Annotated in this window: 20 protein-coding genes; all 20 read left to right on the top strand. The window is 38.9% G+C overall.

The window, feature by feature from the left end; translation table 11 throughout:
- Positions 1 to 26: 26 nt before the first annotated feature.
- The 20 genes from tssC (at position 27) to CWC17_RS06640 (ending at position 22,949) form a co-directional block, all read left to right on the top strand.
- The gene (tssC, locus tag CWC17_RS06545; protein ID WP_055018329.1) at positions 27 to 1,553 is read left to right on the top strand and encodes a type VI secretion system contractile sheath large subunit; all 1,527 of its coding nucleotides are present in this window, start codon (positions 27 to 29) and stop codon (positions 1,551 to 1,553) included.
- A gap of 2 nt (positions 1,554 to 1,555) precedes the next feature.
- Entirely contained in the window at positions 1,556 to 2,332 is a 777-nt protein-coding gene (locus CWC17_RS06550) for a type VI secretion system accessory protein TagJ (protein WP_138541754.1), read from the top strand.
- Between the two features lie 17 nt (positions 2,333 to 2,349).
- Positions 2,350 to 2,835 carry a type VI secretion system baseplate subunit TssE gene (tssE, locus tag CWC17_RS06555; RefSeq protein ID WP_138612399.1) on the top strand — a complete coding sequence of 162 codons (486 nt, stop codon included), beginning with the start codon at positions 2,350 to 2,352 and terminating at the stop codon, positions 2,833 to 2,835.
- The gene (gene tssF, locus CWC17_RS06560; protein ID WP_138612400.1) at positions 2,832 to 4,658 is read left to right on the top strand and encodes a type VI secretion system baseplate subunit TssF; all 1,827 of its coding nucleotides are present in this window, start codon (positions 2,832 to 2,834) and stop codon (positions 4,656 to 4,658) included. Before tssE ends, tssF begins: the two co-directional genes overlap by 4 nt.
- Positions 4,655 to 5,644 (top strand): type VI secretion system baseplate subunit TssG, encoded by a 990-nt coding sequence (tssG, locus tag CWC17_RS06565; RefSeq protein WP_138612401.1) that lies wholly within the window; start codon positions 4,655 to 4,657, stop codon positions 5,642 to 5,644. Before tssF ends, tssG begins: the two co-directional genes overlap by 4 nt.
- Positions 5,645 to 5,666: 22 nt before the next feature.
- The gene (gene tssH, locus CWC17_RS06570; RefSeq protein ID WP_138612402.1) at positions 5,667 to 8,270 is read left to right on the top strand and encodes a type VI secretion system ATPase TssH; all 2,604 of its coding nucleotides are present in this window, start codon (positions 5,667 to 5,669) and stop codon (positions 8,268 to 8,270) included.
- A gap of 237 nt (positions 8,271 to 8,507) precedes the next feature.
- Positions 8,508 to 8,987: an Hcp family type VI secretion system effector gene (locus CWC17_RS06575; RefSeq protein ID WP_024032870.1), complete on the top strand. Its 480-nt coding sequence runs from the start codon at positions 8,508 to 8,510 to the stop codon at positions 8,985 to 8,987.
- Positions 8,988 to 9,061: 74 nt separating this feature from the next.
- A complete protein-coding gene (locus CWC17_RS06580) occupies positions 9,062 to 10,939 on the top strand; it encodes a type VI secretion system Vgr family protein (RefSeq protein ID WP_055018323.1) in 1,878 nt (625 codons plus the stop codon).
- A 7-nt stretch (positions 10,940 to 10,946) separates the two neighbouring features.
- Positions 10,947 to 11,303 (top strand): hypothetical protein, encoded by a 357-nt coding sequence (locus tag CWC17_RS06585; protein WP_138541750.1) that lies wholly within the window; start codon positions 10,947 to 10,949, stop codon positions 11,301 to 11,303.
- Positions 11,304 to 11,340: 37 nt separating this feature from the next.
- Entirely contained in the window at positions 11,341 to 11,631 is a 291-nt protein-coding gene (locus CWC17_RS06590; RefSeq protein WP_055015739.1) for a PAAR domain-containing protein, read from the top strand.
- 2 nt (positions 11,632 to 11,633) lie between these two features.
- Entirely contained in the window at positions 11,634 to 12,659 is a 1,026-nt protein-coding gene (locus CWC17_RS06595) for a hypothetical protein (protein ID WP_138612403.1), read from the top strand.
- Positions 12,656 to 13,507, top strand: coding sequence for a hypothetical protein (locus CWC17_RS06600; RefSeq protein ID WP_138612404.1), 852 nt, complete (start codon positions 12,656 to 12,658; stop codon positions 13,505 to 13,507). The genes CWC17_RS06595 and CWC17_RS06600 overlap by 4 nt, the downstream gene beginning before the upstream one ends.
- A complete protein-coding gene (locus CWC17_RS06605) occupies positions 13,507 to 18,048 on the top strand; it encodes an RHS repeat-associated core domain-containing protein (protein WP_249935899.1) in 4,542 nt (1,513 codons plus the stop codon). The genes CWC17_RS06600 and CWC17_RS06605 overlap by 1 nt, the downstream gene beginning before the upstream one ends.
- A 2-nt stretch (positions 18,049 to 18,050) precedes the next feature.
- Entirely contained in the window at positions 18,051 to 18,575 is a 525-nt protein-coding gene (locus CWC17_RS06610) for an SMI1/KNR4 family protein (RefSeq protein ID WP_138612405.1), read from the top strand.
- 40 nt (positions 18,576 to 18,615) lie between these two features.
- The gene (locus CWC17_RS06615) at positions 18,616 to 19,110 is read left to right on the top strand and encodes a DUF6795 domain-containing protein (RefSeq protein WP_138612406.1); all 495 of its coding nucleotides are present in this window, start codon (positions 18,616 to 18,618) and stop codon (positions 19,108 to 19,110) included.
- Positions 19,111 to 19,122: 12 nt separating this feature from the next.
- Complete coding sequence (locus tag CWC17_RS06620) at positions 19,123 to 20,292, top strand: lipase family protein (RefSeq protein WP_138612407.1); 1,170 nt, start codon at positions 19,123 to 19,125, stop codon at positions 20,290 to 20,292.
- 117 nt (positions 20,293 to 20,409) lie between these two features.
- Positions 20,410 to 21,165, top strand: coding sequence for a TraB/GumN family protein (locus CWC17_RS06625; protein ID WP_138612408.1), 756 nt, complete (start codon positions 20,410 to 20,412; stop codon positions 21,163 to 21,165).
- Positions 21,166 to 21,169: 4 nt separating this feature from the next.
- A complete protein-coding gene (locus CWC17_RS06630; protein WP_138612409.1) occupies positions 21,170 to 21,754 on the top strand; it encodes a hypothetical protein in 585 nt (194 codons plus the stop codon).
- A gap of 59 nt (positions 21,755 to 21,813) precedes the next feature.
- Positions 21,814 to 22,080: a hypothetical protein gene (locus CWC17_RS06635; protein WP_138612410.1), complete on the top strand. Its 267-nt coding sequence runs from the start codon at positions 21,814 to 21,816 to the stop codon at positions 22,078 to 22,080.
- Between the two features lie 89 nt (positions 22,081 to 22,169).
- On the top strand, positions 22,170 to 22,949 hold the full coding sequence (locus tag CWC17_RS06640; protein WP_138612411.1) for a hypothetical protein: 780 nt from the start codon (positions 22,170 to 22,172) through the stop codon (positions 22,947 to 22,949).
- Positions 22,950 to 23,143 lie beyond the last annotated feature (194 nt).

The following is a 23,143-nucleotide window of genomic DNA, read 5'->3' on the forward strand; positions in this document are numbered from 1 at the left end:
TTTAGCGTTAAGGATAATGCAGTAAAATGAATCACGAAGAGTTTTCATTTATAAATCAAGACTACGCTTTTCATCAAAAGTCGCAGTCTAGAATTAGCGATAATGATGCTTTGCTTGATAGGTTTTTAAACGAGAAAAACTTAGATAAGGCACTGTTATTGTGGCTTGAAGGCTCTTCTGATTCTCCCATTTCTTGGACCAAAGAATCGCTTGGTCCTTACTTACAACGAATTATTGTTGAACTCGATCAATTAATTTCTCAGCAACTAAATAGTATTATTCATGATGCGCGCTTTCAAAAGATAGAGGCTAGCTGGCGTAATCTATGGTGGTTAACCCTTCAAACAGAACAATACGACAAAGAAAATAAAGTAAAAATAAAAGTATTAAACTGTGATTGGGCAACCCTCTCTAAGGATGTCAGCAAAGCAATAGATTTCGACCAAAGTTACTTTTTTCAGTTACTTTATCAAAGTGAATTTGATAGTGCCGGTGGTGAGCCTTTTGGTGTGGTAATTGGCGACTACGAAATTAGTAATATGCCTTCTAATGGCACTATTTATAACGACATTGATACTATTAAAGAAATCTCGCGTACCGCAGCAGCCGCATTTTCTCCCTTTATATGTTCAGCATCTCCTAATCTCTTTGGCGCAGATAGTTTTTCTGATCTTGGGTATTACGCAGATTTATTTAATCAATTTGAACAGCCTGAATATGTAAAATGGCAAAGCTTTAGAGAAATGGAAGAGGCGCGCTTTGTTGGTTTAACGTTGCCACATGTTTTAGTAAGAGCACCTTACAGCAACGATGGTAAACGCCATCAAGATTTTTATTTTAAAGAACAAATTAAAAACCCCGAAACAGATATGCTATGGGGTAACGCTGCGTTTCAGTTTGTATCAACAATAGTTAGAGCGTACTGTGATAGTGGCTGGTTTGGGCATATTAGAGGCATAGAGCCAGGAAAAGTGTCAAAAGGGCTAGTTACAGGCCTCGCCAAAGATAGTTTTGCAAATGATACATACCAAAAAGAAGCAAAACCACCACTCGATTTATTAGTGACAAGCAAATTTGAAAAACAGTTTTCTGAACTTGGTTTTATTCCAGCCTCATCAGTAACCAATACTGAACATATTGTTTTTTATAGCAACGCCTCGGTCCAAAAAGCAAAAAATTACGAATCTAGTGCAGCTAACATTAATGCGCGCCTTTCATCTATGTTGCAGTACATTTTATGCGTATCTCGTTTTGCACATTATTTAAAAATATTAGCACGGGACAGAGTGGGCTCCTACATAAATGCCCATGCGTGCGAACGTGACCTACAGTCATGGATCAACAATTATACAACCGCGTCAGACTCTGCATCAGAGCAAATCAGAAGTAAATACCCACTGAGTAATGCGCGTATTAAAGTAAGTGAAAACAAAGCAAACCCAGGTCATTTTTTTTCTGTTTTACAATTACAACCCCATTTTCAATTAGATCAAATGGTCTCGAGCATTAAATTAATAACAGAGCTCAGTCCTCACCACAAAATAAAGGAATAACCATGAAGAAAATACATAGCTCGATTCGCGAGGGAAAACTAACTGAAGCACTCTCTTTATGTGCTACAGAGCTTCAAGATGAGCCTTTGAATTTTGACATAAGAAGTATCTATGCAGAATTACTTTGCATCAATGGTGATCTAGAAAAAGCAGATAAACAACTCGACTTTATGGTTCAAAAGAATCCTGAGTTTGCTGTCGGTGCTGTAAATCTTAGACATTTGATCCGTGCTCAGCAATCACGAATAGACTTTTACCAAGGTAAAGGGATCCCTAAATTATTTCATGATGCTGATGAAATAGACACATTGTTTTTAAAAATGCATGTTGCATTGCTAGAGGGCGACATAGGCGAAGCAGCTGAGCTTTCTGCGCAAATGGAAGCTTTAAGAGTTAAGACGTTAAGTGATGCAGAGTCTGTGGCACGCGACTTGGACGATACATTAAACCCTTATTTAGAGGTACTAGGCACAAATGGTGAATTCTACTTGGCAAATTTTAATGAAATTGAGTCGATAAAAGTAGAGCCTGTAAGTTCAGTTTTAGAAAGTATTTGGCTGCGCGTTGAAATAACGATTAAAGAAGGCCCTTCAGGTACAGCGCACTTACCGCTTGTCTATGCCAATGCTGAATCGGATCTAGAAAAATTAGGTCAGGTCACGGATTGGGTTGAACTAAAAGATGAATTTATTATTGGAAAAGGCATGAAAATGCTGTTTGTGAATGATGAAGCCATCACAATTCCTAATTTAAAAATTAATGCTGTAGAAGCAGCATAATTTATATTTGAGCAATAATGATAGAACATAAGCAGCAGCTTCAAGCATCAATTTTAGATAGGCTCATTGATGATGAGCCTGACTTTCAAGATGCCCCATCGCGTACCGAAGGGATCACAATAAGTGAGCTACGCAAAAATGTGCGAAGAGACATAGAAGCGCTGCTCAATGCCCGAATACAATGGCATACGTGGCCTGCACAATATAGTGAGCTTGCTACATCGTGTTTAACGTACGGTTTACCTGATTTTTCAAGTATGTCGGTCAGTTCGCATGAAGGCCGAGCACTGCTATGCGAGACAGTTAAAAACACTATTTTAAAATTTGAGCCACGATTTTTAGAAGTTGAAGTATTTACTGATGAGGAAGTGCCGGTTAACCGCGTTTTAAACTTGCGTATTAATGCGCTCTTATACGCTGATCCTGAGCCAGAATTTATAAGCTTTGATTCAGAAGTAGAGCCTGTGAATTTAGGTATGAAGATTATTGAGGCATCATTATGAACGATGAATTATTAAAGTATTACAATCGTGAATTAGCATTTGTGCGTCATTTAGGTAAAGACTTTGCTGAAAAATACCCAAAAGTAGCAGGTCGCTTAAAGCTCAGTGAAGATCATGTTGAAGACCCTCATGTATCACGACTTATTGAATCGTTTGCATTTTTAACTGCCAATATTAGGCAAAAGCTAGATGACAGTTTTCCTGAATTAACAGATGCTTTGTTAGGTCAAATGCTCCCAGATTACCAAGCACCTATCCCTTCTATGTCGATAGTAAAACTAGAAGCCGAAAACCTTTCAACCGCAGGTGTTGTAATTCCAAGAGCAAGTGAGGTTGAAACTAACGTGGATTCAATGAAGCAATGTAAGTTTCAAACCTGTTACGAAACCTACCTTTGGCCCATTGAAATTACGAAAGCCCAGTTTGATAACAGTCCTTTTGTTGCCCCTAAGCCGCGTTGGCATGAAAAGGCAAAGTCTATATTTAAGTTAGAGCTTACTGGTGAATATAAGGGGGTATCACTTGCTGAAACGGGGTTAGAAAAACTTCGTGTATATATAAACGGGCAATGGCACCATACTCTTAAAGTTTATGAACTTTTATTTAAACACAGCATTGGTTTAGCCGTAGATAATGGCGAAGAAGGCATCAAATATTTATCAAAAAACCAATTAAAAGCGGTCGGGTTTGAAGCACACGAATCCGTTGTCCCTTACTCTCAGCGCTCTGCTGCCGGGTATCGATTACTGGTTGAAAACTTCACCTTTCCTGAGAAGTTTCGTTTTTTTGAACTTGAAGGTATACGTGATGCATTGCCTAAAAACTCCAACAAATGTGATATTTATATATACCTTGATACCGAATCAAGTGAGCTTGAAAAACAGGTTGATGAGGATATGTTTTTGCTCGGATGCACGCCAATAATTAACTTATTCGAACAAGAGCTTGAGCCAATTCGCCCTGAAATAAGCGAATACGAGTATCAACTTGCACCACGTTATATGGACTCAGAAATTTCAGAAGTAATTGGTATTTCAGAAGTTATAGCGTTTGATCACAAAGGTAATAAACAAGTCGTTGCACCATTTTATGGACAAACTCACCCAAATTATCAAGGTCATGAAGATTTATTTTGGCATATAAGAAGAGAGACAGCGTCGTGGGCGGGCGGATATGTAGAGTCTGGGACCGAGACATTTATGTCATTGGTAGATGCAAAATTTGAAAATAGTGCGATGGAGTATGGTGAAGGTAACTCTGTACTGATTGTACGCGCACATTGCAGTAACCGTAATTTACCTGCAAGTATGCCATTTGGCGACGATGAGCTTGGGTTGCTGATGCCAGAACGCGGCGATGTGATTAAAAAAATTCGTTGTTTAGCGCCTTTTACGCATGCAGTGAGACCCGTATTAGCTGATGCAACGCGCTGGCAGCTTGTTAACCATTTAACGCTTGATACTTTTAGTGGTGAAGATGCGTGTAATAAATTAAAAGAAGTACTTCGTCTATATGACTTTAGAGCATCGCCTCAAACCAAAGGCCTTATAGATAATATATATCGCGTTAGTATTGAGCCTGCAACTGCACGTGTTATTCAAAAAGGCAGGGTAAGTTTTGTAACTGGCAGCGAAATAGAAATTACTTTTGCTAACGATGACTTTTCGGGTAGTGGCATGTTCTTTTTTGCAGCTGTATTGGATCATTTCTTTGCCCAGTTTGCCGCTATAAATAGTTACACACGTTTGAGCTTGCGTTTAAAAGAGCAAGAGCAAATATATTATCAGTGGCCTGCACGCGTAGGTGATAGACCATTACTATGATAAAGCAACTGATGGCTCAAGCTTCTCAAGTCGATTTTTATAAAGCGGTTTTCATTATTGAAAACCAGCTTAAAAAGCGTGGTTTAGATTATCGCCACGTAGGTTACGATAGCAACCCAAAGCAAGAACTAATAAAATTTACAGCAACGCAAAAGTTTGGCTACCCGGGAAATGCAATTACCAAATTAGAAGAAACTGGCTTTGAAGATGGTTTGCACAAGGTCAATATGCAGGTTTCATTTATGGGGTTAACTGGCTGCTCTGGTGCATTACCGCAATTTTATAGTGAACTGGTTATGCAAAGGCTGCGCTATAAAGACACGACCATGCGCGATTTCTACGACATGTTTAATCACCGTCTGATCTCTTTGTATTACCGAGCTTGGAAAAAATACAAGCCTTCATTAAACCATGTAAACAATGACAAAAATAAAGACCCATATACCAAAATTTTGGGGCTCCTAAGTGGTGACTATAATGAACATCAGTTGCATTTTTCGGGTCTGTACAGCCGAAAAATTCGCAATGCATTTGATTTACAAAGTGTGCTCAGTTCATACCTTGGCTGCGAAGTGAAAATAAAACAAATGGTTGGTCAATGGCATGAACTTCACCAACAAGAGCAAACTCGTCTTGCAAGCCAAGTACTATTTGAAGGGCAGCATGCTCAGTTAGGTGTAGATACCATGCTAGGTAAAAAGGTTTGGGATGTCTCTTCTAATATTGAAGTGCATATAAAATCAAACGATCCAAAAAAAGCAAAACTTCTTTTACCAAAAGGGGCTTTGTTTGAACTAGCAAATAAAATTACGAAAGACTACGTTGGAAATTCAATTCAGTTCCGCTTAGTTATTGAAACTGACTTTCAGCATTTAGGCGCCGCTCAGCTGGCTAAGAATGACTGCCAATTAGGCGCAAATTCTTTTTTAGCGGTACAAAATAACAAATCAAAATCTAACCCTACTAAGTTATCGTTTAAGGGATAATTAAAATTAAAAGGAACACTGTATGTCTTCGATGACACTCAATAAATTAGTTGAAAAACTAAGCCCTGATTGCAGAAAAAGCCTAGAGGCGGCGGTTGCAATTTGTAATAGCAGAAGCCACTTTACAGTGGAGCTTGAACACTGGTTACTTGCCATGATTGAGCAGCAACTAGATGACGTTAGGCTTATTTTTGGCTCTTTTGACATTGATATAGAAAAAGTAAAACAAGACTTAAATCAATCTCTAGAAGCGTTTAAAACCGGTAGCGAGTCATCACCTAGTTTATCTGTGCATGTTACGAGTCTATTAAAGCAATCTTGGTTAAGTACCAGTATTGAGTTTACTGATAACCAAATTCGCAGTGCCTACGTTATTTATACGCTTGTAAAAGACGATACCTTGTCGAGCTTGGTAACACGCTGTAGTAAGTTATTTAATAAAATAGAGCCAGGGCAGTTACTCCATGCATGGCCAGAAATAGTCGCTCAATCGCAAGAGCGTAATCACTCAGTACAAAGCACGGCTAGCCAATCGGCTACAAACTCTAAAACACCGAGCCTTGATCAGTTTACTGTTGATTTAACGGCGCAAGCAAAAGCCGGAAAAATAGATCCTATTTTGGGCCGCGACTTCGAAATTCGCCAAATGGTAGATATTTTAACTAGGCGTCGTCAAAACAACCCAATTTTAACCGGTGAAGCGGGTGTAGGTAAAACAGCTGTAGTTGAAGGCTTAGCTTTAAGAATCGCACAAAAAGATGTACCGGCTGTGCTGCAGAATGTGAAAATTCACAGCTTAGATTTAGCACTATTACAAGCTGGCGCTGGCATGAAAGGCGAGTTTGAAAATCGTCTTAAATCATTAATTAACGAAGTGAAAAATTCAGTTAATCCAGTTATTTTATTTATTGATGAAGCTCATACGATGATTGGTAGCGGTGGAGCCGCAGGCCAAAACGATGCTGCTAACTTATTAAAACCAGCACTAGCCCGTGGCGAGCTTAGAACCATTGCTGCTACAACGTGGGCTGAATATAAAAAGTTTTTTGAAAAGGATGCTGCGCTAACACGTCGTTTCCAAGTGGTGAAAGTAGAAGAGCCAACGCCAGAAAAAACCGTGGCTATGTTACGTGGTTTAGTACCTGTGATGGAAAAACACCATAAAGTGTTTATATCTGAGCAGGCTCTTGAAAGTGCAGTGCACTTATCGCATCGCTATATTACGGCAAGGCAATTACCCGATAAAGCCGTGGCATTATTAGATACTGCCTGCGCACGGGTGGCAATGAGCCAAGCATCTACACCAAACACTATAGAGCAACTTGTAAATCGTTTAAGTGAAATAGAAACACAAGTGCAGATGCTACACCGTGAACAAAAAACAGGTTTAGATCATTCAGTGCAATTAGATACACTTAAAACTGAACTTGTAACTACTGAAGAGCAGTTAGCGCCATTAACAGAGCAATTTAAAGTAGAAAAAGAAATTGTTGCTGAGCTTAATAAGGCACTCGAGTCTATTAACTCAGATCAAGAAAATTCATCAGATGAAATTTTAGCCAACCTTAAGCAGAGCAAAGAAAAGTTAACTGCTTTTGAACATAATATGGTTCATTGGCAAGTGGATGAAGAGCTTATTGCACAGGTTATATCAGATTGGACTGGCATCCCTGTAGGTAAAATGCACGAAGATGAAATACATGGCATTTTAAACCTTGCACAGGAAATGAAAAAACGCGTAGTAGGGCAAGATCACGCGTTAGATTTAATCGCTAAAGTAGTGCAAACATCTCGCGCTCAACTAGCAGATGAAAGCCGACCTAATGGCATTTTTATGCTGGCAGGCCCAAGTGGTGTAGGTAAAACTGAGACTGCACTATCGCTAGCGCAGGAGGTGTACGGCAGTGAAGAGAATGTCACTGTTATTAATATGTCTGAGTTTAAAGAAGAGCATAAAGTGTCGCTACTGCTTGGTTCACCTCCTGGTTATGTAGGCTATGGCGAAGGTGGCATATTAACCGAAGCCGTAAGAAGAAAACCATACAGCGTAGTACTGCTTGATGAAATGGAAAAAGCACACCCTGGTGTACAAGATATTTTTTATCAAGTGTTTGATAAAGGTACAATAAAAGACGGTGAAGGCCGTGATATCGACTTCAAAAATACAATTATAATTATGACCTCAAATGTGGGTACTGATACCACTATGAGCTTATTTGAAGACGAAGAAAGTAAGCCAAGTATTAAAGGCTTATTAAAAGCATTACAAGATGATTTACTCGCATCATTTAAGCCTGCTTTTTTAGGTCGTATTAATGTAATTCCGTACATCCCTCTAAGTGACGATATTCTTTCAGAAATTGCCTCATTACAAATAGCGAAAATTGTAAAACGCGTTAATAAGCATTACGACGCTGAGCTTAAATATGAAAGTGACGTAATAGAATATATTATTGATAATTGCCAAAATGCAGGGTCCGGTGCTAGGAACATACACACTATTTTGCAAAATAAATTATTGCCTTTATTATCTGAAGTTTTACTTTCAAGCATGATTGATGATAAAGAAATAAATAGTATAAAGTTGGCTGTAAAAGATAATGAATTTGATATTGAGTTAAATTAAAGTTTATTTAAATTAACTCTCTATTAAGGTTGTTTCTTTATTTTTAGGGTATTATAATTTTGTTGCCTTAAATCACTACATGGAATTTTGAGACATTGTCTTCATCTAAGGAAAGGAATCTGAAGGCCTTTTCATTGCTGTATTAAAGATAATGATTTCAAAGGAATTTTTGGGAAACCAAAGTAAATAATCCAGTCTAAATGGATAACATTGTTTAATTAAAAGGAGCATTATCAAATGCAAGCAAATACATATTTAAAATACGGTTCAATCAAAGGCGAAACTACAGCTGAATCTTTCAAAGATTTAATCACAGTATTATCTTTAGATTGGAACGTAAGCCGTGAAATTAGTGCAGCAACTGGTACAGCAATGGACCGTGAGTCTAGCTCTACTCGTCTTGGCGATGTAACTATCACTAAACTTCAAGATAAAGCATCTCCGGATCTTTTCAAAGAAGCAACTATTGGTAAAGGCCTTCCAGCTATTTTCCATATCACTAAACAAGGTGATAAAGTTGAAGAAATCATGAAAATCGAACTTACAGATGCAATGATTTCTAGCTACTCTGTATCAGTTCAAAACGATCGTCCTATTGAAACAATCACTATCAGCTACACAGAAATGATGATGACTGTTACTCCAACAGACGACAAAAATAACATTACTGCTCCACTTGTATACGGTTACAGCGGTGTTAAAGGTCAACAAATGTAATTTTTGTTACCTTATAATGGCTCTGGGCTTTTGCTCAGAGCTTTTTTTGATCTTTAGGATGGGAAAGGCAAGGAATGCAACAAGCAACACAAGATAATAACGTAATTCAAATTAGCACCCCTGCTGGTAAAGATGCCCTCTATTTAACCCGATTTGTTGCCCAAGAGGCAATGTCAGATTTATTTGTTATGTCTGCCAATATGTACACGATTGGTAAACAAATAGCGCACGAAGATTTAGTAGGTAAGCCTGTATCTATTAAAGTAAAAAATGCTCAAGGCGGTGGTGAGCGTTACTATCACGGAATAGTAAGTCACTTAGTATCAAATGGTAGCCGCACAGCTGATGTAGAAGAACAAAAAAACTATATAGATTACCAAGCAACTATCGTCCCGTTTGCAGCATCAATGCGCAATCGTAAAAACAGCCGAATTTTTCAAAAGAAAACTATTAAAGAAATTTTTGCTGACTTATTTGGTCAGCATAATGTTGCCTTTAGTGATAAAACCAGTAAAACATACCCTAAATATGAGTACTGCGTTCAGTATCAAGAGTCAGACTTTGACTTTATCCAACGACTTTTTCAACAAGAAGGTATTTTTTACTTTTTTGAGCACACCAATAGCAACCACACACTGGTACTTGCAGATGATATAACTGCATACGAGGTATGTGACGAAGCGAAAGTTGTTTATTCAACTGGCCATTTAAGCGAATCACACGTATCGCGTTGGCAGGGTGGTTTAAGCATTGCACCTGGCAGCTTTAAACGCGTTGGTTACGATTTTAAACAGCCATCACGTTATCCAGACGGAGAGCAAGCAAACCCAGAGCTCCCGACGCAATCAGTATCAGAAATTTTTGAATACACAGGCGAGCAAGAATGCCACCCGCGCGCAGCTAACTTAGCATCTGTTCAGCTTGAGTCATTACAGCGAGACATGAAGCTTTCTAGTGGTCGTAGTGACTGTCGCTCATTCACTGTGGGTAAACTCTTTAGCTTTAAAAAGCACGAAGACCCACGCCTTGAGGGTAAAACATTTGTCATAACCTCTATGATGACCTCAATTACAGTGCCTAACCAATCTGGTTCGCAACAGTCATCGGTAGAGGAAGTTTATTCAAATCATTTTGAATGTGTCCCAAAAGAAATCCCTTACAGAGCACAAATAAATAAGAAAAAACCGGTAATTAGCGGTGTACAAACTGCAATTGTTACTGGCGATAGCGCTGATGAGATAATGATTGATCAATACGGGCGCGTAAAAGTGCAGTTTGATTGGGACCGAGAAGGCAAAAAGGATTCAAAAAGCTCATGCTGGATCCGTGTAGCGCAAAACTGGGCGGGTAAAAAGTGGGGGGCGTTTTTCTTCCCACGAGTTGGCCAAGAAGTACTAGTAGACTTTATAAATGGCGACCCAGATCAACCTATTATTAGTGGCGCTGTTTACAATGCAGATTTAATGCCTCCGTACGCATTACCTGGCGAAAAAACACAAAGTGGTATCAAAACACGCTCTACTAAAGAAGGCGGGGCTGATAACTTTAATGAGCTAAGGTTTGAAGATAAAAAAGGCAGCGAACTTGTTTATATTCAAGCAGAAAAAGACAAACAGCTTTACGTAAAAAATGACCAAAACGACAAAACAGATCATGACCATAATATTGAAATTGGCAACGATCGAAAAGTTGATATTGGCAATAATGAAACCCTTAAAGTGGCTAAAAACCGCAGTGATGATATAGGTGAAAACGACACATTAAAAGTGGGTAAAACACTTAATATTGAGGCGGGTGACGAAATAGTAATTAAAACTGGCTCTGCACAAATTAAAATGAGCAGTAGCGGTAATATAACTATAGAAGGCACTAATATAGATATTAAAGGCAGTAATGTTAAAGTTGATGGTAGTGCCATTACTTTATCTGCCGGTATGATTAAATTAAATTAGTGCAATTATGGAAATAATAAATAGCTTTTACTCAGGGTATAGAAACGGAGTTAATAATAATGGACATGTTGTATATTGTCGTTATGGATTACCTCATTTAATTTGTTTGCCAATAAATAGGCCTGATGATCCGTTGCTAAATCCTGCATTAACGCATTTAAAAGCGATGAACGGTTATTACGCTAATCAGTTTTTAAGTAATTTACATAACGCATTAAATAGTGAAGATGTTATAGCCGCTTTGTATCAATATGCTTTGCAAAGCTCTGTATCTATTTCTGATTATAATAAAGCGGAATTAATTGATACGTTATCGGGTTTAGTTGCTCAAAGTAAGTTATTAATTATTCCTTTATTTGATTAGGTTTATTGTTAAAAAGTAAATAAGACAAGGAGTCTTTATGGGTAAGCCCGCAGCTACAATTGGTCATATGCATGTATGCCCTAAAACAACAGGTACAGTCCCTCATGTTGGCGGCCCTGTTGTGGTTGGCTCTGCTAATGTATTAATAGGTGGAATGCCCGCGGCACGTAAAGGCGATATGTTAGTATGTGTTGGCCCACCCGACAGCATAAAGTCAGGATCTGGTAGCGTAAAAATTAACGGTAAACCCGCAGCTCGAATGGGTGATGATAGCTCCCACGGCGGAAAAATTGTAGTTGGCAACCCTACTGTATTAATAGGTGGCTAATTTTGCTGTCTACCTACTTAAGTAATCATCAAGCACAACTGCTCAATATAAGTAAGGCGCAGTGCTGCCCTTTTACTTCTGTAGGCTATGTAAAAACGCTCAAAAAAAAGCTGTTAGAAATAACCTGGTTAACCGCTAAAAAAAACAATACTCCTCAATGTTTTACCCAGCCCGATTTAACTCAACTTAGTGCTTTAGTAACTAGCGAACAGAGTCTTGATGTAATTTCTCAGGCATGCATAGAAGTGATGGCTAATTTACCGCAAACAATTAACCTTGCTTTTATAAACGCTTTGCTAAACAGCCCGTCCTTGCATGGCTTAGCAAAGGCAGTTATTTATAAAGTTTTATTACAGCAACACAGCTTTAATTTAATTGCATTAATTGATTTAAATACTCTTTATTTTGCGTTAGCTAATAGTGCTGAACAAGAGATAACAACAGCCGAAACAGTCGCGCTTATCAGCGCGTTTAACCCTAATGCCAATATAAAAGTGTTAAAACATGTGTTTGATGAGCTATATAAAAGTGGGCTTGTTAATTCACCGTTAATGTCGCTTTTTTTATTATCACTAAGTTGGGAACAGGTAAACGCGTTAAGTAACTACGCAAGCCACGTTTTAACAATAGATGATACGTTGCATGTGCTATTACAAAGTGGCTATGTAAAGCTAGTGCCCTTAGCGTGTATGTCGTTAAGCCAAGTAGAAAACCCAACAGCTATTATTGCCCTAATAAGGCGTATGCTTGGTGATAAGCTCGACTTACTCGTAAGCTATGACATTCAATTAAGTGCGTTTAATGCTGAACAACAAGCACTAGATGCCTTCAAGCAGCAGTTACAGCAAAATTGGCCTAAATACGAGGAAAAGCTTTGCGTACAACGGTTAGTAGCCGGTAAAGCACTTAATCATAAGTTAAACGCAATAGAAATGTCGGCAATGGACTGTTATAGCCAAGCAATATTTAATTTGTATACCTACTACAAATCGGTGGCTAAAAATGTAAAAGCAGAGGCGCAAGCATGAAGGCGTTTAATGTAAACGTAAGCTGTTTTTTTACGCCTTTGTCGCAAGACATAGATACATTGCTTTATGAAGATACCCCAAATCCACCTAACGGTGTTAATTGGCAATCATGGAATGCCTGTATTTATGATTGCATAGTAAAAGCAAAAGAGCTTTTTGCAAAAGTAGAAGACTCAAACTTGCCACTTGTATGGTTATTGCCAGCACTGGCGTACCAAGATGAGCTAAAGCAGCTTTTAGCAAAAAGTTTTAAACAGTTGTTCCCTGAGCATGTAGAGCACTTATTATTTTATGGTGCTGTTGGTGCTAATACGTTAGTGCAAATGGCGGGGCAAAAAAAATGGGCTAAAGCAAATGTTATAGCCATTGACGCAACCTATAAAGCCGATAAAAACAATGAGTGGGTATACTTAGGAGTGGGTGGTGCACTCGCGACTATTGAAACGGTTAAAAGCGGCTGGATGCAAGTAAGCCATGAGCTTGCCCCTTCAATCGATTTTATAAAGCACGACCAACTAGGCGGTATATTTTCAAATATTGCACAGCATAATAAAGACTACATAGACCTTATTTTTGCTCCAGGTAACGGCATACATCAGCAAAGTGACGTATGGCTTACTAATTTACAAAGGCTCAGCAGTTTAATTAATGAGCATACACATTATGAATTACCTAATTACAAATTAGGTAAAATGGGTGCGCTTGAAGGACTTGTCAATTTATATCAATTGTCCTCAAGCCCGGCTATTGTAAATCACTTTAAACACGCGTTAGTGATTTCTCAAGAACAATCAAAATATCAGGCCGCAGCATCATACTTATGGATAAGTGAGGAAGTACACAACTAATGCAAAGTAATACGGTTGTTTTACAAGGAACGAGTTACCCCATTTGCCTAGTTGCTGGCAAAGGCCAAACGCCGTCAGGTTATGCGCCAAGTATGGCAAACACCCCAGATACAGCTAAACAGCAAATAGCCCAAATTGGTGGTGCGTTAACGGGTGACGCTGCCAAACGTCTTGATGTAATTAATTTACTAAATAGTGCAGGCATCAACTGCCCACGTAGCGCCTCTGCCCGCGAAACAGCAAGTGTACTCACCCAGGCCTTAATAAGTGGCGCAGTAACGTGTTACCACCAAAAAGCAAAGTCGGCTATTCAGGTAAGCGATAACACTAATAGCGGCTCAGCGGGCAAAAAGTCGAGCAATAAATCCAGCTCAACCGCATCGGGTAAAAGCGCAACGCAAGCACCTGCAAAAAATACGGGTGGGGCAAGTAATAACACCGCAAGCGAAGAGCCTATTACAAACCAAGAGTGCCGCTCAGATCCGGTATCAATGCTGTCGGGCGAAGAAATTCTCCCGCTTATCGACTTTACCCTAGCAGGCAGCCGCCAATTAGTGTGGCGACGTTTGTACCGCTCATCTCATGCTGATGTGTGCACAACAATGGGTAATGGTTGGCGCCATGACTTTATGGCAAGCCTTACAGAGCATTACTTGCCACCGCCGAAAGTGGGCCCTAAGCAAAAAGGCACCTACTGGTTAGAGTACCAAGACGAGCACGGCGCTAAACATAAATTTGAAAAAGTAAAGCCTGGCCAATCGAGCTATCAGTTAAGTAGTAACCTTGCACTGCATTACCAAACAAATGGTAAGCAAGTACTAGTAACGCCAGACGACCAACACCTTACGTTTAAACCAGGCGAAAGCGCATGGTTGCTTGAAAAAATAATTAACGAAAAAGGCCAAAGCATCGCGTTTTATTACGATGCAAAAGAGCGCCTACACCGTATAGAAGTAAACAAAGTGCGCGGCTGTATTATTAGCTACAACGCGCAAGGTTTGTTAAGCAAAATAGCAGCGTACTACACCGATAAAAACAACAAACAACAATTGCTATCGCCATTACTAGCAAGCTACGAGTACGACGAAAACAAAAACCTTGTTCAGTCTACTAATCAGCAAAACGAAACTGAGCGCTACGCCTACAACGCCGCTAATTTATTAACAAAACGTACCCGAGCCAGTGGCTTTAGCCATCATTTTGAGTGGGATAGCTACTCACCCAGCGCTAAATGTATAAAGCAGTGGGGCGATAACAACACCTATACTTATCAGTTTGAATATAACTTAGAGGCTGGTGAAACAACCTGTATAGACTCTCGAGGCCACAAAGAGCACTTTGTACATAACGCACAAGGTAAATTGGTAAAACATACCGACCCTAACGGCAACGTTTGGCAATATACATACAATGCGCAAGGGCAAAAGCTCAGTGAAATTAAGCCTGATAGCAGCACAACGCGCTATAGCTATACACCTTATGGCCAATTAGAAACAATAACGCTGCAAGATGGTAGCCAAACCCATTTTGCTTACAACCAACTTGGGCAACGTGTATTAACTACCTTACCTGATGGCCAAACCATTACGCGTAAATACAGTGTGGCTGGCTTATTACAAAGCGAAACCTTTGGTGATGGCCGCACCACATTATACAGCTACGATAAGCTCGGCCAGTTAACCCAGCATATAAATAAAAATGGTCAAATCACCAAATTTATTTGGAACGAGCAAGGCGAGCTATTAGCAAAGCATCATAACGATGAGTTAATACGTTACAGCTACGACAGCCTAGGCCGCGTAAATGCCACACTGAATAACGCAGGCTTACTCACCCAATATAAATACAATGAGCATGGCCAGCTTACACAAACAATTGCCTTTGATGAAAACGAGCCTGAAAATAAACAGCATCAATACTTTAGCTACGACGAAGCAGGGCGGTTAATTAGCTCGCAAAACAGCAAAGGCGACACCACCGAGCAACACTTTGAAGGGCTAAGCCAACCGCACTGTGTTATTCAGCCCGATGGCAGCGCCCTGCATTTAACGTACGACAAAGAGCGAAACTTAACAGCCATCGAGCGAAGCGACGGTCACGTATACCGCATAAGTTACGACGCTAACGAAAACCCAACACAAATAACTGGGTTTGATGGCACGCTACAGCAGTATAAATACGATGCCTGTAACCGCTTAGCCTCAGTAACACAAAGCAACAAACGCCATGTAAAAATAGAGCGCGACAGCCTTGGCCGCGTAACTGCGCAGCATGCAAGCCTTGCAAGCGACTCACATATAATTAATAACGCCAATTACTACAGCTATAACCTGCAAGGTAAAATTACTCGTGCACATAATGCGCAATCAACACTTAAGCAACGCTTTGATAAAGGCGGCAGGCTATTGTGCGCCGAGCAAGTTAATAACCAGCAACAAGCGCATACCCTAGAGTACAGCTACGATGAATACGGCAGAAGGCAAACCCTTACCCTGCCAGATTCAACCACGCTTAAATACAGCTACAATAAGTTTGGCCAGCTAAGTACTATTCATTTACAGCAAGCCAACAGTACTGCTGTTGAACTTGCACAGCTCAGCTACGACAGCCAAGGTAATATTAAAACCCAGCAGTTTGGTAACAGCATAACCCTTACTCAACAGTTTGATGTATTCAACCGTTTAATGCAGCAACAGCTCACGCACCCAGCACAAGCCTTATTTGATACCTGTACGTACAACTACGACAGTGTAAATCAGCTTATAGCCCGTAAAAACGAAGGCGTAAGCAGCCAAAACATCAATTTTGAATACAACAGCCTAGGGCAGTTAATACAACAAACACTGGCAAGCTCGCGTGCTGATACAACCACACACTACCAGTGGGATAGCTTTGGTAACCCGCAAAGTCAGACTGTTCAATCAAACACAAGCGATGCAGACCTTAGAGATACAGGCGAGCAGGGTATAGAACATGATGCAGCCAGTAATGAGCATACAGCCAGCTCTTCTATTGATTTAACACACGCCACGCATAGCGAATACAATGAGCTAGCGCTAAATAGTAGTGAAAATAGTAGTAAAAATAGTAGCAACGCTGGCTCAGTAATAAACAATAAAGGCACTAACAACACCACAATAAACAGTGCCACCGAAGCAGACCGCCTAACACACTTTGGCGACAGCGACTTTTACTACGATGAGTTCGGTAACCAAATACGCGAAACCGGCAAAGGCATAAAAACCCGCCGTGAATACAACGCATTTAACCAGCTAAGCTGTTTTAACAACAACGGCACGCTCACCCAATACGATTACGACCCACTCGGTCGTCGTATCGCCAAGCACACTGAGCAGGGCAAAATTGACTACATTTGGGATAACGATCAGTTAATTGGCGAATGCCAACACGGTGAATATACCTGGTATATCAACTTGCCAAATCAATTTCATCCAGTAGCGCTGATTAAACAAGGTGAGGTGTACTACTACCACCTAGACCAACTTAACACCCCACGCTTTGTAACCAACAACAAAGCAGAAGTCGTATGGGAAAACCAAGCCGATGTGTATGGTTATGAAGAACCAGAAGCCGAGCCTGAGTTTAATAAAGAAAATACCTTCACTCAGCCAATACGTTTTCAGGGGCAATATTTAGATGAAGAGAGCGGCTTACATTACAACCGTTATCGCTATTACAGCCCCAAACAACAGCGTTTTATAAACCAAGACCCGATAGGGCTTGTGGGTGGGATAAACCACTATCAATATGCACCGAATCCGGTTAATTGGGTGGATCCAATGGGGTTGTTGTGTAAAGAGGGTGAAGAAAGGCTTGATAGAATGCTTTCTAATTTAGTTTCTTCAGGTGGTATTGATGAAGCTACAAAAAATAAAATTCTAGAAATTGCGATTGCAAGTGCAGTTATTAACGACCCACAAAAATCGACTCTTAAATATACAGCAGAGGGTGCTAAATATAGAAAAGAGCATGTATATGATATTGCAGGCCTTGATGAAGATAATGGCTTAATTAAACTCAATAAAATGAGTACATCAGGTGAAGTGATTAGTACAGAGGTTATAAGCACAGCACAATTTGCTGAGCAGCATGTTATTAACAGTAAGCGTGTAAAACTCAACCCTAATTCAAAACCGACTAAATACCATAAACGTACAGTTGGAGAAGTGGCTGAAGCAAGAAAGGCGTTTCCGTCTAAACGAGATGAATATATATCAAATTATGCAACAGATGCGCTTAATGATGACAACCATGTAGCTCATAGGCATTTTAGTGAAGATGAACTTATAGATATGCAAATTACAGGTGATGTGCCTGATGGGTATAATGTTCATCACAAAAAGCCAATATTTAGATGTGAAATTGATGAAGATCCAAACGAATTAAATAACTTAGAGTTATTACCTGACTATTATCATACAAGTAAAAATAAAGAACTTCACTGGTATGAAGAAGGTCATTGTCCTTATGATTCTAGTGGTAATGGTCCTAATTTATCCAATATTGAAAAGAGAGAGTAATTATGTCTGACGAAATAGAAGCTATTATTGGCAAAGCAAAAAAAAATAAAAATTATATGCAAAGAGGTGTAGTTTCTTCAGAAGAAATATCAGCACTAGAATCTCAACTGAAAATAGTTCTACCAAAAGACTATAAGTACTTCATTAAAAATTACGGATATTGTTTTTGGTTTGGTGGTGTAGTCAGTGGTTTGGTTGGGGAAAATAAGCGATATGAAAAGTTATGTTGTGCTATCAGAAAAACAAAGTATTACCATGATTTATATGATCATGACTCATCATATTTATCTGTACCTCAACAAGGTTTAGTTATTGGTAAGTGGGCAGGAGGAGGCTATTACTTTTTATTTTCTCAGGAATCAGAACGCGCTGGTGAAGTTGGGCTATTTCTAACCGAAACTTATGGAGAGGAAGTATCTAAGTTTAAGAGCTTTACAGATTACTTATCCTTTCTTGTAACTGGTACCCCTGATCCTGAACTTGTTGATGTGGATTACGATAGAATAATGGACATAATTGAAGACTAATTATGGTACTCAATTATAAAAACAGAGGTTTAGAACCACTATGTTTGGTTTAATAAAAAAATATGACGTACACATGTGCTCTGAAGTTAAAGGGATTATTTCTTTAAACGGCAACCCTGTTGAAGGTGTTTTAATTAATCGCAGCCTCAAATTTGCACATAAAATTGAAAAAGAAGATCAGGTTATTACAGCTTCAGATGGCACGTTTAATATGCCAGAAGTTGTTGTTGAGTCAAAAATTCCCGGTGATATGTTCTCCCATGAGGTTACTTATCAACTTATTACTGCAATTCATGGCGGTGAAGAGTATGAGCTTTGGAGCTCAAAGCTCAATGGCATAAAAGAGCGAAGTGAATATAAATACAAGTTAAGTAGCTTAAATGCTGACTTAGAATCTACAGAAGTAAACTTTACCTTTCCTAATTATGATAATCCAAATTTGGAATTTGATGCTTCTAGTATATGTAGATGGGAACATGATTTTGAAATATATGAGATAGAAGATAGCGAAGATTATTTTAAAGATTTTAGATAAAAGGGAATTTATATGAATATTTTATCACCTAGTGTTGCATCACAATTAGCTGAATTTGCATACGATAGTATTGGCGTTGTGTCTGATCGATCCTCAAAGATTGAGCCAGGTAGAGCCATAAGTAAACATTTCGTTTTTGATGCAAAAAAGTCTGCTTTTACTGGTGTATCAGGTACTGTAGCTGAGCATGTTTTAAATCATTCAACAGGTTTTGGCTTTTTTGGTATTGGCTCAAAAGAAGGGGATCACAAAGGGGAGGTTGTTCTTACTTTTCGTGGCACTGCTGGTATTGCTGATACCTTAACAGATCTGCACTGTGGTTTAACTGTTGGGCCAAATTATAAAGCTGTTCATGCGGGATTTAATCGAACTTTTGAGTCTATTAAACCACAATTAGCAGCAATATTGAGTAAGGTTGGCGGTCGACCAGTTCACTGCGTTGGTCATAGTCTTGGTGGTGCGTTAGCTACTTTGGCTGCGTGCTGGATAAAAGCAAGATTTAAAGTGCCCGTTAAGTTATATACTTTTGGATCTCCTAGAGTAGGCCATGGGCCTTTTGCGATGCAAAGTGAGACGAGTTTAGATGGAATTTATAGGGCTGTTCATCGCAGCGATCCTGTACCTATGGTACCTGTTTGGCCGTTTGTACATGGAGGGAGCGAATATAGGCTAAGTACGTGTGTTTCACTAACGGGTGCAGCTCATAAAATGGCAGGCGATTCACCTGGATATATTAATACTGCTTCTCGTTACCCTGATTATAAGAGTATGCAAAAGGGGTCTTTATCTAATCTAACCATGACACGCCTAAAATATAGTAATAGCCATCATGCATCATTTAATGCTCATTGGGCAGAGAAGATAACTAGTGCCTTACTAACACTACTAAGAGAAAGTGGTAAAATAACAAGCATTCTAGCACAAGGTGTAGTCGCAGGAACGCTAACTATCTATGATGCATTAGCTCGCAGCATGGTTGAAATATCCAAAATGTCCGCAAAGTACGCTGATGATTGCCAAGGTTTACTAGGACACATATTAAACTTTGTCGGTAAGCCAGGAGTGATAGCTGCTGACTTTACATACGCTCAAGCGAAAAAAATATTATATTGGATGTTAGAAAAACTAAGTAGAGTCGTAATTGCTGCGGTTAAGGTTTCACCACATTTGGGTATTGGTTAGTAATTAAATTAAGGCTCAGGTAACTACTGAGCCATTTTTATAAATCGGGCCACAATTAGTAAATGTAAAATATCTAGTTTAAAAGCCCTTCGAAGTTATTAAACATAAGGAAATACAGTGAATAAAATAAACACGGATGTAAATTATAAAACAATGGCCGGTAATGCACGCTTAGTGATTATTGCCGAGTCTAGCCATAATCCAGTATCTTATAAATATGAGGCAATAAAGGCTCTAAAACAGCTTAAAGCTGCGGGTTTCACTCATTTTGCGATGGAAATGTTACCTATAAAGATAAAAGAAAAAATAGATTTTTATCAACGTACTGGTAAAGGTTTTGATGTGATTTACAAACATTTTCGAGAAAATTGGTATTGGAATGGTGCTGCTAGCACAGGTTATGGTGAACTAGTTAAAGCTGCTAACTCCCTAGGTATGAAAATTATTCCGTTAGATATGCCTGTTGAGGTGATGGATAAAATTGATGGTAGGTGCAGTTGGGAGGACGCTGATGGTGGCTTATGTACTGATTCACATATTCAAAGAAATCAAATGTGGGCGAGCATACTAAGTAGTACCCTTAAAATTGAAAAAGGCTCCCGTATTGTTGCATTTATGCATCGGTACCATGCATTTAATGCTGGTAATAGGCATATAGGTGTTGATTCTATTTTACTTAATTTAAAAATCAGTGGAATAAGTATCATTGACTATATTGGTGGGATGACCTGCAAAGATAGTGGAGTTTGTGAAGGTGAGGGCGACTTAAAAAAGCCGCTTAGAGAGACTTATTTCTATAGGAAAGGTGCATTTTTACCTTCACCAGTACCTTCTTATACTGTTCATCTTCCTGAACAATCTTTAGGGAAGTGATTTTATGGATAAAATATTATTATTGTTGATTATGATGGCGCCTTCCATTTATGCCGCAGGTCCTCGATGGGATAATACTATAGATATAAATGACCCAGATTTAACTGTAATAACCGCCGCACAGCAATGTCATAAAAGCTTAATTAACGCGCCAGAGTATCTTGAGGAGTGGTGTGAAAAAGCTTATTCCATGGGATACTGGAAAGCATTGATTACTTTAAGCCTTCACACTGGGGATGGGACTCGATTATTAGAGGAAGCCAAAAAGCGGGTTGCGGCAAAAGAGATAGAAGCTTATTCAACATTAGCTTGGTTATATGGAAGTGGCATGTTTGTAGGGCAAGATATTGATAATGCAATTTCCCTTCACAAAGAATTTTTAGCGTTAGATACAGAATTGCCAGATTCATTAGTTACAACGGCGCATTTTGAGTTAGCAAGTTTATATAAATCGCAGCATAATTGGCTTGCAGTAAAAGAGCATGCACAATATGTTATTGAACACAGCGCTTTAGCTTATGACAAAGAGCAAGCTGTTAGTTTATTACAGTTAGCAAAAGAGAAAGCTCAATTAAAAATAAATCATTGAATTAAAACTGATACACAAAGGAGCTATAAACGCCTAAGCTAAGGCGCTATAGAAATGATATGGAACAACAAAACCAACAAACATTAACTAACCTTGTTTACGATATATACGAGAACCCAACTTTAATAGAAGAGCATCAAGTGCTTATAAACCCTTTGTTGAGCGATTTAGTTGCCACTGCGCCAGCTGGGTTTGAGGGTATGGCGACGATGATTAATACCCATATTTCTAATGGGTTTGAATTCAAAAATCCAAAAATACAAAAATTTGAACTTGAGTCGGGGCTTTTAAAACTTAAAACGTATTTTCAAAAAATAAATCTATAACACCTACCTCTCTTTATTATTGAGCCCCCACATTTTTAACTTTAATGCAGCACGTGTGCTGCATTTGTTTTTCTCATTAAGGATGATGTATGAGCCTTGTTACCACGAGTATTTTAATGCTGTTTTTACAGCCTTTATTTGTATATTTAGCACTTTTTAAAGAATCTGAGCAAAGTGCCCAAAACCGTTCACTAGATAACGAAGATGCTATGTATCTATTTATAGCGCCAGGGTTAGCTGTATTTTATCCTGATGACTTTTGGCAGGCGGTACTTTATTTAGGAAGTGTATGCCTACTAGGTTTAATGCTTGCCATTATTGTAAAAAGCAAAGCTAAAAAACGATTAACAAGGGATGACGCTATTGGGTTTACTATTGCCAGCTTTTTATTTTTTTGGATTATAAAATTAATTATTGGTGGGGTAGCGTACCTCTTTACCGAAAATGCCACGAATGCTTTATCAGCCGACATAGGCCAGCAAGCTTATTCATCAAATTCAGGTGAGCTTTTAAACTGGGGGTATTTATATTATCAGTTTTGGCCAACCTTATACTTTTTACTTTTAATGCTAGCCACATTAGCTATAAAAATAATAGAGAGTCGGTTTGATAAACATTCATTTTCAGGCTCGCTGCTAATTTTGGGTGCCGTTTTAGCTGGCGTATCTCCGTTATTTGGCAATGCTTTTATTTTAGGCGTTATTGCTAACTTTTTTATATTTTTTGTTGTTTGTACGGCATGCATAGAAATTGATAAAAAGAGCGACCCCTCAGCGGGTGCTATTAGTATTATGTATGCTTTTTTGCTTATGGGCGGCATCATGTTTAGTGGCATTGGTAAATTAATATATACACTATTTTATAATTAGATTAGTGATTGTTTTTTGATTAAAAAACATGCAGTATAATTGTACCTAATTAGACCCCTACTTTTCAGTATAAATATGGCTGGTGTAATTAATTAGCCATATACATTAAGTAGTTTATAGCTAGGCCTTGGGAGAGAGTTTGCTTTGTTTTTATCGCGCTTAAAAATTTTTGTGTTGGTGATAGTCTCTATTGC

This window comes from Pseudoalteromonas sp. S3785, from assembly GCF_005887365.1.
Lineage (GTDB): Bacteria > Pseudomonadota > Gammaproteobacteria > Enterobacterales > Alteromonadaceae > Pseudoalteromonas.

Coding starts and splice junctions, on each gene's coding strand:
- tssC (WP_055018329.1), top strand. CDS start 27: ATGAATCACGAAGAGTTTTCATTTATAAATCAAGACTACGCTTTTCAT.
- CWC17_RS06550 (WP_138541754.1), top strand. CDS start 1,556: ATGAAGAAAATACATAGCTCGATTCGCGAGGGAAAACTAACTGAAGCA.
- tssE (WP_138612399.1), top strand. CDS start 2,350: ATGATAGAACATAAGCAGCAGCTTCAAGCATCAATTTTAGATAGGCTC.
- tssF (WP_138612400.1), top strand. CDS start 2,832: ATGAACGATGAATTATTAAAGTATTACAATCGTGAATTAGCATTTGTG.
- tssG (WP_138612401.1), top strand. CDS start 4,655: ATGATAAAGCAACTGATGGCTCAAGCTTCTCAAGTCGATTTTTATAAA.
- tssH (WP_138612402.1), top strand. CDS start 5,667: ATGTCTTCGATGACACTCAATAAATTAGTTGAAAAACTAAGCCCTGAT.
- CWC17_RS06575 (WP_024032870.1), top strand. CDS start 8,508: ATGCAAGCAAATACATATTTAAAATACGGTTCAATCAAAGGCGAAACT.
- CWC17_RS06580 (WP_055018323.1), top strand. CDS start 9,062: ATGCAACAAGCAACACAAGATAATAACGTAATTCAAATTAGCACCCCT.
- CWC17_RS06585 (WP_138541750.1), top strand. CDS start 10,947: ATGGAAATAATAAATAGCTTTTACTCAGGGTATAGAAACGGAGTTAAT.
- CWC17_RS06590 (WP_055015739.1), top strand. CDS start 11,341: ATGGGTAAGCCCGCAGCTACAATTGGTCATATGCATGTATGCCCTAAA.
- CWC17_RS06600 (WP_138612404.1), top strand. CDS start 12,656: ATGAAGGCGTTTAATGTAAACGTAAGCTGTTTTTTTACGCCTTTGTCG.
- CWC17_RS06605 (WP_249935899.1), top strand. CDS start 13,507: ATGCAAAGTAATACGGTTGTTTTACAAGGAACGAGTTACCCCATTTGC.
- CWC17_RS06610 (WP_138612405.1), top strand. CDS start 18,051: ATGTCTGACGAAATAGAAGCTATTATTGGCAAAGCAAAAAAAAATAAA.
- CWC17_RS06615 (WP_138612406.1), top strand. CDS start 18,616: ATGTTTGGTTTAATAAAAAAATATGACGTACACATGTGCTCTGAAGTT.
- CWC17_RS06620 (WP_138612407.1), top strand. CDS start 19,123: ATGAATATTTTATCACCTAGTGTTGCATCACAATTAGCTGAATTTGCA.
- CWC17_RS06630 (WP_138612409.1), top strand. CDS start 21,170: ATGGATAAAATATTATTATTGTTGATTATGATGGCGCCTTCCATTTAT.
- CWC17_RS06635 (WP_138612410.1), top strand. CDS start 21,814: ATGGAACAACAAAACCAACAAACATTAACTAACCTTGTTTACGATATA.
- CWC17_RS06640 (WP_138612411.1), top strand. CDS start 22,170: ATGAGCCTTGTTACCACGAGTATTTTAATGCTGTTTTTACAGCCTTTA.